This window comes from Streptomyces kronopolitis (genome assembly GCF_050953795.1).
Taxonomy (GTDB): domain Bacteria; phylum Actinomycetota; class Actinomycetes; order Streptomycetales; family Streptomycetaceae; genus Streptomyces; species Streptomyces kronopolitis_A.
In genome coordinates this window covers 1275240-1292557 of record NZ_CP191850.1, presented here as the reverse complement: position 1 = coordinate 1292557, position 17318 = coordinate 1275240, and the positions used below count along the sequence as shown (strand labels likewise).

The following is a 17318-nucleotide window of genomic DNA, read 5'->3' as shown; positions in this document are numbered from 1 at the left end:
CCCGGGTGCGTCAGCCCTCCACACTCGCCCGGTCAGTCCTGCGGCTTCTCGCGCCGGCCCCGGCGAAGACCGCCGGCCGGCCGCTGCTGCGGCTCCGGAGTCTCCACGCTCTGAGGGGCCGGGTCGGCCACTCGGCGCGGACGGGGACGAGGGCGCGGAACCGGAGCCTGCTGCGGCGAAGGAGCCGGTGCAGGGGCCGACGTCCGCGGAGCCTGAGCCTGCGGGGCGGGCGTCTGGCGCGGCGTCGGCGTCGACTCCTGGATCGAACCCGGCTGACGCGCTGCCTGCGTCCGAGCCGGAGTCTGCGCACCAGGCGCAGCCGGAGTCTGACCCGAAACCGGAACGGCCACGGGACGAGGAGCCGACGTTCCGGCTCCCAGCTGCCTCGGAGCCGGGGTGCCCTGAGCGGAGCGTGTCGGACGCGTGCTCGGCGCGGCCGGCTGCCCGGAAGCAGAGACAGGCACAAGACCAGGAGTAGCTCCGCCGCTGAAGCGCTGCGGTGCAGCCTGCTGGTTGCTGCCTTGCTGGCTCTGCGCACCCTGGGCACCCGTGCCGAATTGCGTCGGGCCCGTCTGACCGGCGACGGCCTTACGGTCTCCGCTGGTCGGAACAGAACCAGCGCTGTCAGCGTTGCTCTGCCCCTGAGCGCCACCGCGAGAGCTCGAGGGCTCCTTGGACGAGGCCAGAACCTCACCCGGGATGACCTCGCCGCCGCCCGAGTTGTACCCGAGAGTCGACAGGCCGCCCTGGTTGCTCAGATTCTGTGCCGTCTGCTTGTCCGAGTGTGAGCTGCCCGCTCCGCCACTGGTCAGCTGCAGCGGACCGCCCTTGTCGTCGGGACCGTCGCCCTGGCCAGACGCGCCCAGAGCACCAGCAGGACTGCCTCCGCCACCGGAGCCACCGCCACCAGGACCACCGTCCAGCGTTGGGCTGTTCGGATCGCCCGGGCCACCCTCGCCGCCGGCCTCCAGGGCCAGCGCCTGCTTGCCCGCAGTCAGAGCCGTGGCGTCGCCGTTCGTGCCGCCGGCGTTCGTCGACGCCGTCTTGCCCGCGGGCTTGCCTGTGCTCGGGGACGCCGGGCCGCTGGTCTTGCTGTTGAACCCGTTGGCGAGCTTGTTGCCCATGGCCATACCCGCGCCGGCCCCTGCACCTGAGGCCAGAGCAGGCATCAGCCCACCCTTGTCCGGCTTCGGCGCGGTGTTGGTCTCCAGGAACTTGTCCACGAGCTTGGTGACCACCTCGTCCATCGCCTGCAGCACCGTTTTGCGGACCCGCAGCAGAGCGAAGGTGGTGCCCATGATAAGCAGCGACGAGATGAGCGTCAGGATCACCACGATGATCCCGCCGAGCGCAGCGCTGCCCCACAGGCCGCCCGGGCTCATGAGGCTCGACAGGGGCCCGGCCATGATGTCCGGGACCGAGATTAGGAACTCCCCGACGAACTGGTAGATGAACAGCGTGACGAGGACCTCCAGGATCAGCGCCATGGAGTAGACGATTACCTTGGCGATCGCGGCCATCGCGCCCAGTGTCGCGAACGGCACAGCTGCCACGAGGCCGAAGGTCCTCTTGATCGCGCCGGCCAGCATGCCGATGGCGTACCAGAAGCCGAGCAGGACGATGGAACCCAGGATCGTGGCTGCGTTGGACCAGTACATGAACTTCGCCGGCCCCGTGCCTACCTGGCTGACGGCCATGTGGTTCTCGCGGGTGAAGCCGGACGTGGCGTTGTTCGAGCTGTACATGTTCAGCGAGCTGGGGCTGAACCCGGTGTTGAGGTAGTTGTACGCCGCTAGGGGAGACAGGTTGCACGAAGAGGGCGTCTTGCCCACCGTGAAGCCGCAGTTGCTCTTCGTCCCGGTCGTCGTGAAGACCGTCGAGTCCTTGCCGGGACGAGAGGAGGTCAGGCCCGTGCCGTCGGTCGAGATCACCGGGTGATCAACCGGCTTCGGCCCCTCTTCCTCACCGAACTGCTCCACGTCGCCGTAGCTGTCCTTGTCGACGAACCAGCTCTTCTTGACATCCGCGCTCTCGTCCAGCTGCGTGATCGAGCTCTTGATCCCCGACTCGAAGTCGGAAGCTGCGATCTCGTTGCTGCCGATGTACTTGCCGATGATCCCGAAGGTCGAGAACACGGCCTTGACGTCATCCGACGCACCGGTGCCGACGGAGACCGTGCCGTCCTTCCAGGCCGACTCTGCGTCGTTGGCCTTCGTGCCGATGCCGATGCCGTTGAACGTCGCTCCGTGGGACTGCTTGTTGATCGCCAGCGCGCTCGTGCGCACCGACATCACCGCGTCAGAGCTCGCCTGGTCGCCGTTCCAGGAGACAGTGGCCTGGTCCGGGATCCCGAGGCGGTCGTTCATCATCCACGCGTCGAAGTCGACATAGGTGCTCAGCACGACGCGCGTCGGACCGGCATGCTGGCCGAGAACCGATTTGTCGAACTTGTCGAGCACGCTGGTGTACATCGATCCGATGAGCGGCAGGCCGACGCCGATGAAGACGACGCGCACGATGAGCTTCTTGATCGCCGAGCCGCGGTCCATCTTCTTGAACATGACCAGGCCGATGAGCAGTAAGCCGATGAAGATCGGCACCAGCGCTTGCCACGAGATGTCGACGAGCAGGCCGTACCAGCCGCTGATCCAGTGCTGGAGGCCCGTGAGCGCGCCGCCTCCGGTCTCACCTCCCGTCATCCCGTCGGCGAAGGTCGGATTGACCGCCCTGACCGCCTGGTAGAACCACAGGAAGGGGTTGATGAGCTTCAGGAACTGGAGGATGACGTAGAACAGCGTGCCGACCGCTAGCGCCAGGGCGTAGAGGACCCAGATGATAGAGCCTCCGATCACGCTGACGATCTGGCCGCCAATGCCCGAGGACATCGAGTCCAGGCCGAGGTCAGCGTTCGCCGCCCCGAAGTGCGCGTAGTCGAGCATGCCCGAGTACTTCGCGTTGCCCTTGTCATCTTTCGCTGCCAGGGTCTCGTACGTGACGGTCTGCGAGGACCCCGAGACCTCGGCGAAGAACCAGCCCACGATGTTGCCCAGGCTGAAGTCCGGGTCGGCGTAGCCGAGCATGGAACCGCCCGAAGCAGGACTGCCCACGACCGGCTTCCAGTTCTCGTGCATGCCCTCGTCGTTCGACGGCGAGTTCTCCTCGCTGAAGTACGAGCTCGCATTCGAAGCCAGCTGGTAGAGGCTGTAGTTGTCGCGCTCCTTCTCGTCGTCCGCGGACGCCGGCGAAGAGCTCGCCATCATGAGGACCGGCACGAACAGCACGGCCAGGAGCACGAGGGCGAGCCCGCGCGCGAGCCTGCCCTGGCGGGCTCCGCCACCGCCGTGGCCGGCCCAGGCACGCAGCCGCGCCACCGCCGTGATCGTCCCGTTCATCGTCTCTCCGCTACTCCTCGCCTTCGTATCAGTGCTGACGTCGCTCATGCCTTGACCAGCTTCTTCGGCTCGGGCTTCCTCGTTGACCGCCTTGCGCCGTCCTCGGGCTGCTGCAGGTTCTTCTTGCCGTCGCGGTGCTTGCCCCCGTCGCTCTGGCCCGCGTCAGCCTCGCCGTCGCCGCCCTCGCTGTGCTTCCGGATGCTGGTGAGGTTCGCGCCCGGTGCCGGCTTGTCGTGCATGATCGCGTCCATCCGCGCCGCCTCTTCGGCCCTGGCCGCCTCCAGGCGGACCTGCCTGCGCTGGGCCTCGCGGTAGGGGTTGATCCCCAGTGCCAGGTCCAGGTGGAAGACCACGTTGGAGACGTCCCGGCGCAGGTACGTGAGGTTCTCGCCCTTGGTCGTGATGAGCTGGGCGAGATCCGGCGGAATCCGCTGGTGCAGCTGCTTCTGGTACTCCGCCACCGTGCCGTCGCGCATCGGGCCGAAGAGCGTGTAGTCCGCGGCGTCGAACTTGTTGAAGTCGCTGTCGGCCAGCATCGTGTCGACGTCGTTGTAGCTGTAGACCACCCGGCCGCCGCGCTCGTGCATATGGTCGAACTGGTCCTTGATGTACTTCTTCACCCGGTCGTCGATGTGCTCGGTGCCGTGGATGATCACCGTGTCGTCGAGCCCCAGCTTGCCAACGGCGAAGCCGACGATGTTCACCAGCTGCGCCATCGCCACACCCTTGCCGCGGCGCATGAGCCGCGAGAAGTCGTAGACCACGCGCCGCGAATCCCGGACCCCGTCCACGGCCGAGGCCGTGTGGTTGTTGAACAGGTCGCCGTTGGTGCTCAGCATCGCGTTGGCGATGCCCCTGAGCACGTTGTAGGCGCGCAGCTGGTCCGGGTCGGTCTTGCTGGAGTTCAGCAGCGCCTTGTGCGCGGTTGCCAAGTAGGAGACGAACATCTGAAGACGCGGCACCTGGGTGTGCGGGATGTTCACCACGCGCAGGCGGTGACGCTGATTCTTGGCGTTATGCCGCCACATGCCCTGCTCGATGTAGAAGTCGGTCGCGGTGTCTTCGAGGGCGCTGCGGATGATCGAGCCGATCGCTCCGTCGCTGGTCTCGTAGAGCTGCTCGAACATCAGCTTGAGCTTCTCCATCTGGGCGGAGAAGACCGTCAGCTCGTCCTCCTCCTCGCCGAACATCTCGAACATGTTCACGTCGCCCTGATTCAGGTCCACGCGCGAGGTGAGCCGCTCGAACTTCGGGCCGAGCTTGTCGAGGTTCGCTCCGTCGAGGATGAGGTGGACGACCTGGCCGTTGTTCAGCAGCGCCGCCTGCGAGATCTTCGAGCACCACATGTTGGCCACCCGCTGGCGGTCGAGGTACTCGCTGAGCGTGGCCTCGGCGACGATCGCGTGGTGGTCGTAGGCGTTGACGTCCATGAGCACGGCGCTGTTGTTGACGTCGCCGACCATGTAGCCGACGTACTCGCCGCCCTTGTCGTTGAGGCCATTGGTCACCAGCGAGTACGAGCCGGCCAGCTCGGTCGAGGTGAAGTGGAAGCCCTTGCCCTTCTTCTTCTCGTTGTTCTTCCACAGGCCCGAGAGCTCCTGACGCTGCTCGCCTGCGTAGGGCGCAGCCTTCAGCGTGCCGAATCGGTCGATGTACAGACGCGTGACCCGGTCGATCGTGTCGTCCAGGGTCGCCAGATCGGGGGCCTTGAGGAAGAGCCGGTTGTGCACCGAGAGGTAGCTCGCACCGTCCTGGATCTCGCCGATCGTGACCCCGAGGTCACCGGAGATCTTCGCGGCCTTGCGCTTGGAGGAGGTCGTGCCCGTCTCCTCCTGCTCGTTCGCATCCAGCCGGTCCAGCTTCTCCGACTGCTTGGTGTACGAGTCGATCCACTTCTCATCCATCCGCTTGACCTGCTCAAGCACGACGGCGGTGACCCGCTCGTCCAGGCCGTCCGGGATCCGGTCGATACCCCAGAAGGCGGCGAAGTTGTCGTGCGCGGCGTCGTCGTGGAAGTACGCCAGGATGCAAGCGACCGAGCCGTCGACCTCGAAGTAGTCGGAGCGGAAGAGGTACTTCTCCTTCGGCTTCAGCGCGAGCAGGTGAGGGTAGGCGTCGAACGTGCCTTGGAGGTGCTTCACCTCCCGGCGGCGCTGCCACCAGTTCTTCTTCGCCTCGGCGGCCTCATCTGCTGCGCCGTCAGCTGCCGCAGTGTCCTGCACGCCCTCAGCCTGAGCAGCACCGTCCGCGCGCGGATCATCGATCACAAGCCCCGCGGTCTCATTCGTCTCGTCAGGCTTCTTTCCCGGAATGCCGAGCTGTGCCCGGACTTTCGTCATCAGCGCCATGGTGTCCTTCGTTCGTTCCTCGTCGTGGTGGTCGGCCTGGCGCTGGTCAGTTCAGCGACGCCCTGAGATTGAGCAGTCCGTCGTCGATGCCCTGGTAGAAGACCCGGAGCATCGGCAGGGCCTCCTCGCGGTCGAGCATCGTGGCTTCCTTGATCATCAGAGTCGAGCCGCCGACCTCGGCCTGGAGGACCTGGTGCCCCTTGCGCAGTGCGTCGGCGTTCTTGCCCTTGAGCAGCAGGTACTGGTGGATCGAGGTGAACTTCCCGCCCACGTGCTGCGTGAGAATGTCGTATTGCTCGTTCTGCAGCTCGATCAGATCGGGATCGCGGACCTGCAGGGCCTGGTTGCGCCGTTCCAGGTTCGCCACCTGGTGGTAGACCCGCTGCGGTTCCTTCGTCGTGATGAAGCTGTGCTCGCAGGCCGTCTCGACCTTGCGCCAGAAGGAGTCGACCCGATCGAGGATCCCGACCCGGTCCTCGTCGAAGAGCAGATAGCTCGCCGAGCCGACTACCAGGTAGACCTGGCCTTCACCGCCGTCGGAGAAGCGGATCAGCCCGTCCTCGTCGATCCCGTCGATGCCGACGATCGAGTAGAAGTCCGTGGGGTTCGAGCTGCGGCGCGTAAAGACGTGACGGGCTTTCGGCGGCAGGTAAACCAGGAAAGCCGGCACGCGCATGATGCGCAGCTCCTTCGTCTTCACCAGCCCGCCGAAGTAGGCGATCGCCGCCAGTCCCCAAAGAACGAAGAACGTGATGGCGACTGGGCCCGAGCTCGCGACGAACGTCGACGTACTGAACCACAGCACGGCGAGGATGCCGCCGCCGAAGAAGAGCAGCTGCTTGATCGGGGAGGGCCTGGCCGCCCAACCTCCCTTGCTCAGCGTGATCTCGTGGTCGAGGAAGCTCCTGTTCAGCGAACTCGGCACCTTATAGGACAGTTTCGCCATGAATCTCTCATCTCCCCCTGCGACCTCAATGGCCATTGCCCGTTCTATCAAAAAGCCCTCATACATGAGGTGCGTAGATGGCATCCTATCTCAGATAGGTCATTTGAATCGAGAATGAAAGGTGCTTGAATGACGACGCCCGATGACTCGTACTGGCGAGTCCAAGTCATCGGGCGTCGTCTGAGCGGCTGACAGATCAGTCGCGCAGCGAAAGCAGAGGCGCTCAGCCCATCGCTACCGCCTCGAAGCGCGGAACGTCGTCGCCCAGGTCGAGCACCGCCAGCGCATCAGCCGAGCCATCCCGGTCGAGGATCTCCTGACGCACCTGAATCCCATCGAGCACGGACCGCTCCGAGTGCCGGAAGTGGTAGTACCCGGCGACGGACAGCGTCCCCTTAGCCGGATCGAGCGCCGAAAGCACCCGTGCGGTGTGCACCCGCTGCGCCTCGCGCGCGTACGCCAGATCGCCGGGGTGCCAGCCACGGCCGTCGCCGAGCCGCTGCAGCAGCCCCGGGACCGCCAGCGCCTCGCGGGCACCACGGCGGGGCTCACTCCGGCGTTCAGGGGGCCGACCGCCTGTTCGTCCGTGGGCAGCTCCGCCTCGCACCACGTCCGGCCCGGCACCCGCATGCATTGGTCGATGCTCGCAAGGTGCCGGTGTGGCTAGCGCCCAGCGCGGACGTCAGCGTCGGCACCTGGCTCCGGCCTGGGAGCTTCCCAACGGCCCGCTCCCGAGGGGTCCTCGCCGAACTGCAGGCGGCAGAAAGACAACTGAACCGGTAGCTGCTCCGGCAGTCAGACGGGGCCGGCCGTTGTACAACATCGCATACGACTGTGTGCCCCGGCTCCTGTTCTGGCCGCCGCTGAGGACCTGTTCGCCGCCATCCCGCGCTTCTACGCTCACGACACCAAGGCCACGCTCCCCGTGGACGACTTTGCCACAGAGCACGATCAGTGCGCCGAGACCAAGAGCGCCTTCCTGGACGCTGCCCGCCGTGACCTGGCCTACCCCCCGCCCCTGGCAGCTGATCCGCAAGTACAAGGAGCACAAGTACCGCGAACAGGCGACCCGGGAGTAAACACGTCTACCTGGTTCCCACCGCGCCGGCCGATGGCTGCGGACGCGACGTCGCCCTTTCACGTTGGGCCGTTGGCCCCGGTTGGCGGAGCAGATCGGGAGAAGGCGGGGACGCGGCAGTTGCCGCAGCTGGCCTGCATCCGTACCCGCGGCCCGTCGCCGCGCAGGCGGATACGGCCGTGCTCGCCGCAGGCTTCACAGGTGTGCTCCGAGTCCGTCTCGGCGGCGTCGGTCAGCACGGTGGCCCGGTCGGCGAACTCCCCATCGAAATCGCCCTCGATGAAGCGGTCGGCGACGGTAATGCGTAGGCCGCCGAACTTCGTGCCGAACGACTCGATCCGGTAGTCGGCGTCCAGGGCCAGCATGCCGTGGTGCAGCCGGTCGAGCAGAGCGGTCCATCCGGGTCCGACGGTGGCGGCCCAGACGGGGATCTGCCGCACGGCAGCGGAGCGGGAGGGTTCCGGCGTCATGGACGCCATGGTCGTGCAGACCACTGACAATCGTATCCGTCCGCACTTTCTAGCACCCGGCCACTACCGCAGACGACTCGCTCGCCGTCGGCGCAGGGTCGCTCGCCCGGACACCCGGTTGACCATCGGCTGGTGAACGAGCTTCACCCCGTACGACCCCGAGGGCCCTGGAGACCGACCTCATCGTCGCGTTCCGAGGGCTCTGCTATGCCTTCCCAGGAACCCACCCTGACTCCGGAGAGTGCTTGATGACAGGGAGCGTCGTTGTCGTGAAAAGGCAGCAGCGGGTCCCGAGGTCCGGGACCCGCTGCTGCTCGTCAGTGCCTGTCCGGGCATCAGCCGAACGACGGCACGATCTTCTTCTTGCCGCCCTCTTCCTTCCAGGCAACCTTCGCGTCAAAGGTCTTACCCTTCGACGAGACGAACCCCGTGCCTTGGATGGTTTTGCCGGCCGCCAGGTCACGCCTTTGCGCATCGGTAAAAGTCACCTGGCACCAGGAGCGCGGCGGCTCGTCTCCAGAGCCGAAGTCGGGGACGATCTTCTTCGTCTTCGCGTCCCAGCTGACCTTGCAGCCGAAGGTCTTGGCGGTCCTCGCGCTGACGAAGTCGTCGATCTCCAGCGCCTGGCCCGCCAGGAGCGCCGTGACCTCCGCCGGCGTGAACGTCCGGCCGGACCACTTCGTCGGCTTGTCGGGCACCTCCAGCTGGAACCCGACGAACTTGCGGCCCTTGAAGTCGCCGACGCCGAGCGCACCGGTGGCCGTGAACGGCTTGTCCGCCTTCGACCTCGCCTCGAACGAGATCGTCTCGCCCGCGAGCAGCTTCGCCACCTCGTCATCGCTGAACTCGTGGCCCGACCAGACCTTCTTGAAAGCGACCTTCTTCGGCCCGCCCGGAGCGGCCTGCCACACACCTTCGGCGCGCGCAGCGACCACCTGCTCCTTCAAGCCCAGCTCGGCGCGCATGGACGCGGCGTTCTTCGACATCGTGGCGATGTCCTCGCAGACCCAGTCGGCGACGACTGCGAGGCGCTCCTCGGCGGTCGCGGTCCCGGCTGCGATGTCGCGCATGTCGGCGTAGACCTTCTCGGTGAGCCCGAGGTCGCCGATGCGCGTGCCCGGCAGCAGCCGCCAGCTCATCTCGCCGGCCTGCGCAAGCGTGAGCTTCCTGCCCTTCTCCGAGAGCAGCGGGAACTTCGCCCTGTCGCTGGTGACCTCGGAGTACGTCGAAGTGCGGGTTGCACCCGTGCCCACGTCGCGCTTCTCCAACTGCTTCATGAGCCACTTCATAGTCGGGTGTTCAGGGCGCTTGTTCGCACCCTCGAAGACGAACGGCGCCGCAGTTCGGCCCAGACCCTTGCTGCTCTCGTTCTCGTCGCCCTCGGCGGAGTCGTCGCTGGCGTCCGGATCGAACACGGCCCTCCAGCCAGGACTCTTGGGCACGTTGGCGATCCCGACGAAGTGCGGGTACTTCTCCACGTGACCCCTCTGCTGCTCGTAGAGGTAGTCCTCGGCGACCATGGCCAGGTAGTTCTTCGCGAGTGTGTCGTAGATGAACCGCCCGGCCTTGCCGTACTTGTGCTCGACCTCGTCCAGCGAGGAGGGCACCTTCGGGCCCGGGCGGTTCGCGCCGTGCGCGCCCTTGGGCTTCACGTGCGTCGACCGCGGCTGGCGGTGCGTCAGAAGCCCAGCGTCGACGCCGACCACGGCGGCGATCTTGTCGACCAGCGGGGCGAGGTCCTTGAACTGCTCGGGCGTGATCGTCTTGTCCTCCGTGCGCGGGTAGGAGACGACCTGGTTCTCGTACATCCTCTGGTAGGTCGAGAGCGTCAGGTTCGCCTTCACACCCTTGCCGACGAGCATCGAGGACAAGGAAGCGAGGTCGAGCAGCTTCGGCGGCGCGGTCTTCTTGCCCGCCTTGCTGTCCAGGACGACAGGGGAGGGGCCGTACTGCTGCGGCACCTGGCCCTTCTGGTCGAACCGCGGCTCGTCCGGGTTCGTGTACATGACGTCGTTCTCGTCGCGGAAGCGGTTCTGGAAGAACGGCTTCTTGACGTAGGCGTCATAGGCCTTCTGCTGGTCGCCGACGAGTGAGACCATCGCCGACTTCAGCCGGCCCTGGCGCAGCACGAGGTCCTGGCCGGACTGGTGGCCCATCGCCGTGGCGATACGGGTGAACTGCATAGAGAGGAAGTCCCACTGCGAGCGGTACATCGCCTTGCGGTAGTCGCCCTCGTCCTGCATGGACTTCACCGGCCGGCGCTGTTCGAAGGCCTTCTGGATCGAGGCCTTCGACTCGTCGGTGAACTCCATGCGGCTGAACTTCTTGCCATGGAAGCCGAGTTCGCCGATCGCCTCCCAGAAGAGCAGGTCGCCCTCGCCGGACGGATCCAGGTCCGTGGCGATGACGATTTCGTCGCCGCGGCCGAGCGCCGCACGCAGAGCCTTGATGACGTCGGCGACGTTCTTCTGCGGCTCGCGCTTCCACGTCAGGTCCTCCGGGTTCCACGGCAGGTTGCCCAGGTCCCACTTCTGATAGGCGTCCGCGAGTGAGGAGTCCACCATCGCGTGCGGCTGGGCGAACTCGTAGAGATGACCCCTCAGGCTGGCCACTTCGTAGGCCGTGCCCTTGTAGCTGCCCTTCGTCCCGCCGAGGGCGCTGGCCATGTTCCTCGCTGCGCTCGGCTTCTCTGCGACCACGATCGCGACCATGTCGACTCCTTCTCGTCGTTGACTTGGAAACGAGTGCGAGCCTACTCGAAAAGGGTGGTTGAATGAGAATCAAAAGGGATCTAAAGGGGCTTTGAATGGTGCGAGAGTCGTGTAAATAAGGCCGGCGCCGGTACGCAAAGAGAAGACCCCGAGAAGCTGTGCTTCTCGGGGCCGTCATCTGTCGAGCGCTGTCACCGCCCAGTCGGCAACGCCACGCCGGGCCGGACGCGGTACACCCGCAGCACCTTGCCGAGAGTCTCGAGTCCCTCCGGGTGCTTCAGGCCTTCCTCCAGCTCCTTCGGTCGGACGGGCCGCACGCCGGCCCCTCGGCGACCTGCTTGCGCGTGGCCTGACCCTGAGCTTGATCAGCAGATCCGGCAGGTCCGCGGTCAGGTCCTCGAACATCCGGAACTTCTTACGCTCGCCCATGCGCGTGTGGCCGACATGGATCGCGCCACAGCTCTCTTCGCACCAGTACCAGCTCGTCGACGCATCTTCCCGGAGCTTCGCGGGGATCTCCTGCTCGCTCCGGTAGCGGCGCTTGAAGACCCACGTCCCTTCGCGCTGCGTCCGGGGTCCGCGCGGCGCGTCCTCGGGCCGCGAGGCCGGCGCGACCATACCCGCACGGGCCGAGGTACACCGGGTCCTGGGCGCGGAGGCCCAGACCCTTGCCGCACGTCTTGCAGCGCTGCCGGGCGGGGAAGAGCTTCTCCTTGCTCGCCGTGGTCATCGAATCGGCCGTCCGTCCCGCTCGCGTTCAAGCTTCAGCTGCTTCCTGGTCGCCTCACGGGCCTTGTCCCGGAAGTAGATCGCCTCCTTGTGCGTGATCGGCGCGTCGTGGAGGTTGTGCGAGCCCCGCAGGAAGTTCTCCGTATGGTCGGCGATGGAGTATGCCAGCGCCTGCTCGACTACCGTGCTGGTCTGGCGCACCTCGCCCAGCTCGTCGCGCAGCTTGCGCAGCAACCCGTCCTGCTCGCGTTCAGCGGCCTCGATGTTCGCCAGGCGTGTCACCACGCTGCCCAGCAGCGGGTCGCGGGAGCGGAACAGCTCGACGGCGCGCTCGGTGGCAGGATCGGCATCAAGGTGCAGGTCGAGCTGCGCCAGCAGGAACGCCGTCACCAGCGTGCCCTGGCTCAGCCGCTGGCTGAACTCCCGAGCAGTACTGTCGCTCACGCCCAGCTCACGAACTGCGGCTGCTCGCAGCTGCTCCCGCAGCGCGTTCATGATGCTCTCGGGCAGCGCCTTGATGTGCGGCTGGCTCTGCACGCCGGCGAGCCGGAAGCCCGACTGGGGGAGCGTGGCGGTCGCGGCTGCGCTGCCCGATCCACCCTTCGATGCCGCACTCTGCACGGCGTCCTGATGGTCGGTGAGCTGGAGCGAGCCGGGCGTTACATGCTCGGAATCATCCGGTGTGGCGACGACGTCGTGAGAGGTGACTTCCGCCGGGGCAGCGTCCTCGACGTCTGGCTGTGCCCCGGGAACCGGAACAACATCAGCCATAGGGCCTGCCGGCGCACCGCCCGTGAGCGTCCCGGCAGTTTCTCCCTGTCCACCGCCGTCACCACCACGCTGGTTGGATCCGCCGGCCCGCTGGGAGTCGCCGGCGTCGAGCTCGTGGTCCGACTCCAGGTTCGGGCGATCCGCTTCGGCTTCCACGTCGAGTTCAGCCTGCGCACCTTCAACCTCGAGTTGAGAGTCGACGTCGCTGGCCTCATCGAACTGCACCTCCGGCTCGGGCGTTGCCACCTCAGGCTCAGGCTGCGCAGCCTGAGCCTGGACGCGCTTGAGCTCCTCGCTCCCGCCGCGCCGGTAGGCGTCGAGGAAGGACGTGTCCACGTCCATCACCTCGTCGGTGGGCGTGGTCGCTTCCAGCATCTCTGCGAAGTCCCGGCTCATCCGAGGTCACCGTCCTCGTCATCCAGGAGGTAGTTGTCGCCGCGGGTGAGACCGATGAGGGAGTCGAAGCCTGTGGTGACGACGCGTTCGAGGTTCGCCGAGTTCTTCGCCAGCGCCGCGACCTGGTCGACAAGCTCGTTAAGTCGCGCGATCTCCAGGGTCGGCAGGTCGTAGTCGAGGTTCTCGCGCCGGATCTTCTCGACCACCGCCTCGGCCACGTACTCGTTCACCGAGGAGAACCCGCGCTTGTCAGCCCAGTACTCCGCGCGCTGCTTGTCGTCCGGACTCAGGCGGACGAACATGCCCTGGCGGCCACTACTACTGCTGCTCTGCGTCGCGCCCGGTGGCTTCTTCTTCGTGCCGCGCACGGACTGCGTCGTCTTCTCCCACTCCTGCGTGACAGTCATGCGCGCTTCTCCTCGCCTTATTTGACTGATCTATAAGGCCATCTTATCAACGCTACTCGATAAGCCATCTGCACCCTTTGTGCTTCCGCTCGAATACCAGTAGAGTCGCAGCCGCGCCCAGTCAGTCCCCCCTGGCGGCGCATCGCCGCAGCAGGTGGCCCTGCTCGATTCCTTTCCTCTCGGGCGGGGTCACCTGCTGCGGACCACACCCACCTTCGCGTGATGGCGAGAAGAGAAAAGGCCCGGTGCGACACATGGCACACCGGGCCCTTCGTCTGCCTGATGGACTCCCGCTCAGGGGCCGGGCATGGGAGTCGGCGTCGCATTCGTCGTGCAGTCGACGAGTCCCTGTGTGAACCTCGGCGACTGCCAGATCGCCTTGTCCTTGTCGTTCGGCAGGTGTTCGACGATCGACCCGGTGCCGAGGGATTCGCCGCCGGCGAAGAAGTGCAGCGCCTCCTGGCTGAAGCCCGCGTTGTACACCAAGGTCGACAGGCACTGGCCGGCCGCCGCGTAGGTCTTCTTCTGACCCTCGTCCCGGGCGTAGGAGGAGAACATGGAGACCAGGCCCTTGGTGAGCTCAATGGACGAGTTGACCGGCTGATCCGCGCGGACCTGGTAAGCCGGCTTCAGGTTCGGCTTACCAGCTACAGGCTTCACGGCTGCCTTCGGCGGCGCGTAGCTCTGAGTCTTGGGGCTGCTGCCGTTCGGAAGTACAGCCTTGTCGATGCACGCGTCGAAGTCCTCGCGCAGCGACCGCGAGGCCAGGAGCGCAGCGTCGTCCTCGCTCACCTTGTTCAGTCCGTCGATGACTGCACCCATGTCGTCGCTGTCGGCCTTGACGATGTGGGTCAGCGCCTCCTCCGGCATTCCCGCCTTCCGCACTGCTCTGGTTAGGCAGGTCCCGCCGTCCCTTCTGGAACTCCCAGTGCCCTGGAGGACGAGCTTGTCCAGCGCCTCGCCGAGGGCCATATCGGTGACCTTGACGGTGCTAACGGTCGGACTCGGGGTGGATGACGGCTGTGCCTGGGTTGTGCCGCCGCCGGAACATCCAACGAGCGCAATCCCTGCGGCCACAGCCGACGTCACGGCAGAGATCCCAGCCTTTCTCGTCCTCCAGGTCGTCATCGCCTCTCGCCTCGCCTCTCCTGTCTCCATCCAGTCAGATCGGATCAACTGGCCTTCGAGGGCATCCTATCTAAACGCCTATTGAATGACGGCTTGTAATGAGTCAGAATGCCGCGAGATAGGGGGTGGAGAGGGCGCGCCGAGCGGGGCTCGGGCGCGCAAGGCGCCTGCGGGTCTGTTTGGCGCTGGGGGATCAACGGAGTTGATCCGGAGGACTCTGTGGCACGTCATGTGCGTGTCGGCTGCGGGTGACCCCCTGCCGGGAGGTGCTTGTCGGCTTCTCATCTCATCCCGCGAAGGGCCGCTCGCCATGACTGCTCTCGCTCCTGCCCCGGTCACCGCCGACGCCGACCTGGTCATCGCTCACGCTGCACGTGAGCGATGACCAGAAGACCTGGCACCCGATCGACTTCGATGGCGAGAGACCGGCCTATGTCGACAAGCAGGCCGCTGCCTGGCTCAAGGAACGGCCGGACCTCGCCGTCGAGATCGACGATTCGACCTGCTACGGCGAGTTCCCCAGAACCTTCAACGAGATGCTCGCGTCCGTCGCCCGCGACCGGCAACTCGTGCAGGTGCAGACGCTCTGACGCGCATCCGGCTTTCAGAACGAGAGGACCGACCATGACTTTGCCTGCTGTGCAGGTCCCTGCGCCCATGAAGTCCGGGCCGGTCGTCTACACCGACCAGCGTCTCCTGCATGTGCTCATCCACCTGGCGCAGGGAGAGAACACCCTGGGACGTCGCACCTTCGAGCAGCGCCGCAGGGGCACCGATCCATCAGCTCCGCTCTACGAGCGCCGCTTCGGCAGCTGGAATCGTGCGGTGGAGCTCGCGGGTCTCGCCGTGATCGAACAGCCCCAGCAGCTCCAGACTGCGACGACGAAGTGGACCCAGGGGCAGCTCATTGCTGCGATCCGGCAGTGCCTGCGGGAGACGGGATCCACGACGCTAGCGGCCTACGAGGCCTGGCGCACGGATCCGGCGGACCTGAAGGGTGATGTCCCGCCGGCCACTACCATCCGCTTCCGGATGGGCAGTTGGTCGCGGGCTACAGGGTTGGCTTGCGGCTGAGATCCATCGACATCTGCGACACCGTTCGGTCCCCGAATGGGGCGTTGAACCACAAGGATCTGGAAAAGGGAACTGTTATGTCAACTGAAAAGCGGCCTCTCACGGGTCTCCGCGTACGAGTCCATGTGAAGGGTGAAACCGTGTATGGGCTCGCCAGGGTCCGCTACAGCGACGGTCACAAGCACGCTGGCCATTACGAGGTGGAGCGTGTCTCGGCTCCCCCGATTCTGGTTCCGTTCGGGGATGCCGAACCGGGAACGAACGGCGATCAGATTCCGCCTGGGGTGGAATTTCCGGATCGTCGTGTGGCCTATCACCCGCTGTTTGCTGAGTCGGGAGTCAAGGAGACATCCGCCAGAGTCTCTGGTGCAAACGTTATCTTCCCCGGAAACATGGAAAGCCTCCGGGAACTGATCGCGCTTGTCCAATCGGGCTGGACCGTGCACTGGATCAGTCACGAGGCCAACGAGTTCCGGGGGCAACTGAGCGTTGCCGAAGTCAGTACATCCGAAGTGAGGGTGAACCCGACCAAGGGAGCGCCGAGCCGGTACACATGGCCACTGGAAGGTGACGATTTCACCATCGAGGGTACTGCCATCACCAAGTACAAGGCTGACCATGCGTACACCGGCGGTCGAGCGTCCACACTGACGCTGCGGTTCGAAGCACCGCGCTAACCAACAGTCCTGGAGAGACATCAAGGTCCCCTAATCCGGTGCGAGTCCGGCTAGGAAACTCAATCCCTCGCTTTCCGGGGGCGATTGGAAAGGGAGGAACATGTCCGAGGAAGTTCTCGAAGAGTGGGGCAGGCAGCAGCTTGACTCCCTGCACGACGAGCCTCCGTACCACGACAATCCGGATGGCGTGCCGGAGCCTGAACCGAGTACGGCTCAGGTGTGCTGGATCGAGAAGACCTCAAAGGGGAACCTTGTGTCCGAACGCGACATCATCGACGTCCGCAAGCTTCCGCCCTACTATAAGGCCGACCTCAACCATCTGCTGCCGGTGGAGCAGTCGTTGCACGGTCGCCATGAACTGATCATCGGCGGCATCACCCGGTACCGCGCAGGCATTGAGTACTACGCACCGATTGCCCCCACCGAAGACGGAAGGCTCCGGGGCGGCACACTCACCCTGAGCGAGGCGCAGGCCCGCGATATCTACGCTCAGCTCGGCGAGCTGTTCAAGCGTTGGGACCTGGAGAACGAGCGTGAGGCCGAATGGTCGAGCCACCCACACTTCAGTGCCTGGATGACCTACGGCACCGGTCACCTCTCTCAGCCACACATGGATGTTTCGGTATGGCAGGACAAGCTGACCGGCGAGCACCCGGGGGACGAGCGGGCATGGTCGCCCGACTATGACACGCCTGCTGCGTTCAGCGAGCGCACCACGATCGCCGCCAAAGGTGGAGACCCCGAGGACGGCAGGCGCGAGGCTGAGCTGCTTCTGAGCGATGCCGGGTGGCGAGTGATCGGCGAATGGCGAGACGCCGACGACATGGCGCTGATCGTTAGCGTCGCCCGCACAAAGGACTGAATCGCCACTTCTAGGAGCTCGCAGCCTCTCTCCCGATCCGGTCGGCATCCGAGCCATGGCAGGGCGACCAGCCTGCTCGGTGGGGCGCATCCGCCGCGCCTCCAGCGGCTACACCCAGGAGGCGCCGCCGCCCCAGCCGATGCCGACCAGAACGTTGTAGTGCCAGCCGGGCAGGAAAATGTCCGGCCCCTTGGTGCGGACCTTCCGCAACACCGAGAACCAGCGACTACGGACACGCTGTGTCACCGCCCGCCGAGCCCGCGGATACCTGCGCACCGCTCAACTTTGAAGACCCCTCTCTTCGCGCTGTGCGCTGTCCAGCCGTGCGC

At 65.8% G+C, this 17318-nt stretch carries 14 protein-coding genes; 4 read left to right on the top strand and 10 right to left on the bottom strand.

Annotated features, from left to right (window positions below; genetic code table 11):
• Positions 1–32 precede the first annotated feature (32 nt).
• The 9 genes from ACQP17_RS05465 to ACQP17_RS05425 form a co-directional block, all read right to left on the bottom strand.
• Positions 33–3440 carry a hypothetical protein gene (locus ACQP17_RS05465; RefSeq protein WP_433855218.1) on the bottom strand — a complete coding sequence of 1136 codons (3408 nt, stop codon included), beginning with the start codon at positions 3438–3440 and terminating at the stop codon, positions 33–35.
• The gene (locus ACQP17_RS05460; RefSeq protein WP_433855217.1) at positions 3437–5614 is read right to left on the bottom strand and encodes a hypothetical protein; all 2178 of its coding nucleotides are present in this window, start codon (positions 5612–5614) and stop codon (positions 3437–3439) included. The genes ACQP17_RS05465 and ACQP17_RS05460 overlap by 4 nt, the downstream gene beginning before the upstream one ends.
• A gap of 172 nt (positions 5615–5786) precedes the next feature.
• Positions 5787–6686: a hypothetical protein gene (locus tag ACQP17_RS05455; protein ID WP_433855216.1), complete on the bottom strand. Its 900-nt coding sequence runs from the start codon at positions 6684–6686 to the stop codon at positions 5787–5789.
• Positions 6687–6909: 223 nt separating this feature from the next.
• Entirely contained in the window at positions 6910–7320 is a 411-nt protein-coding gene (locus tag ACQP17_RS05450) for a hypothetical protein (RefSeq protein WP_433855215.1), read from the bottom strand.
• A gap of 503 nt (positions 7321–7823) precedes the next feature.
• Positions 7824–8234 carry a hypothetical protein gene (locus tag ACQP17_RS05445; RefSeq protein ID WP_433855214.1) on the bottom strand — a complete coding sequence of 137 codons (411 nt, stop codon included), beginning with the start codon at positions 8232–8234 and terminating at the stop codon, positions 7824–7826.
• A 335-nt stretch (positions 8235–8569) separates the two neighbouring features.
• Positions 8570–10945 (bottom strand): DNA topoisomerase, encoded by a 2376-nt coding sequence (locus ACQP17_RS05440; RefSeq protein WP_433855213.1) that lies wholly within the window; start codon positions 10943–10945, stop codon positions 8570–8572.
• A 726-nt stretch (positions 10946–11671) separates the two neighbouring features.
• Positions 11672–12841, bottom strand: a complete 1170-nt coding sequence (locus tag ACQP17_RS05435; RefSeq protein ID WP_433855212.1) for a hypothetical protein — start codon at positions 12839–12841, stop codon at positions 11672–11674.
• Positions 12838–13248: a hypothetical protein gene (locus ACQP17_RS05430; protein ID WP_433855211.1), complete on the bottom strand. Its 411-nt coding sequence runs from the start codon at positions 13246–13248 to the stop codon at positions 12838–12840. The genes ACQP17_RS05435 and ACQP17_RS05430 overlap by 4 nt, the downstream gene beginning before the upstream one ends.
• 294 nt (positions 13249–13542) lie before the next feature.
• Positions 13543–14406: a hypothetical protein gene (locus ACQP17_RS05425; protein ID WP_433855210.1), complete on the bottom strand. Its 864-nt coding sequence runs from the start codon at positions 14404–14406 to the stop codon at positions 13543–13545.
• A 344-nt stretch (positions 14407–14750) separates the two neighbouring features.
• Between ACQP17_RS05425 and ACQP17_RS05420 the strand changes: the two genes are divergently transcribed.
• The 4 genes from ACQP17_RS05420 (at position 14751) to ACQP17_RS05405 (ending at position 16989) form a co-directional block, all read left to right on the top strand.
• A complete protein-coding gene (locus tag ACQP17_RS05420) occupies positions 14751–14966 on the top strand; it encodes a hypothetical protein (protein ID WP_433855209.1) in 216 nt (71 codons plus the stop codon).
• A gap of 34 nt (positions 14967–15000) precedes the next feature.
• Positions 15001–15450, top strand: coding sequence for a homing endonuclease associated repeat-containing protein (locus tag ACQP17_RS05415; protein WP_433855208.1), 450 nt, complete (start codon positions 15001–15003; stop codon positions 15448–15450).
• A gap of 125 nt (positions 15451–15575) precedes the next feature.
• Positions 15576–16127, top strand: a complete 552-nt coding sequence (locus tag ACQP17_RS05410) for a hypothetical protein (protein ID WP_433855207.1) — start codon at positions 15576–15578, stop codon at positions 16125–16127.
• Positions 16128–16227: 100 nt separating this feature from the next.
• Entirely contained in the window at positions 16228–16989 is a 762-nt protein-coding gene (locus tag ACQP17_RS05405) for a hypothetical protein (protein WP_433855206.1), read from the top strand.
• Positions 16990–17097: 108 nt separating this feature from the next.
• On the opposite strand, the gene ACQP17_RS05400 is transcribed toward ACQP17_RS05405, so the two are convergent.
• Entirely contained in the window at positions 17098–17235 is a 138-nt protein-coding gene (locus tag ACQP17_RS05400) for a hypothetical protein (protein WP_433855205.1), read from the bottom strand.
• Between the last annotated feature and the right edge of the window lie 83 nt (positions 17236–17318).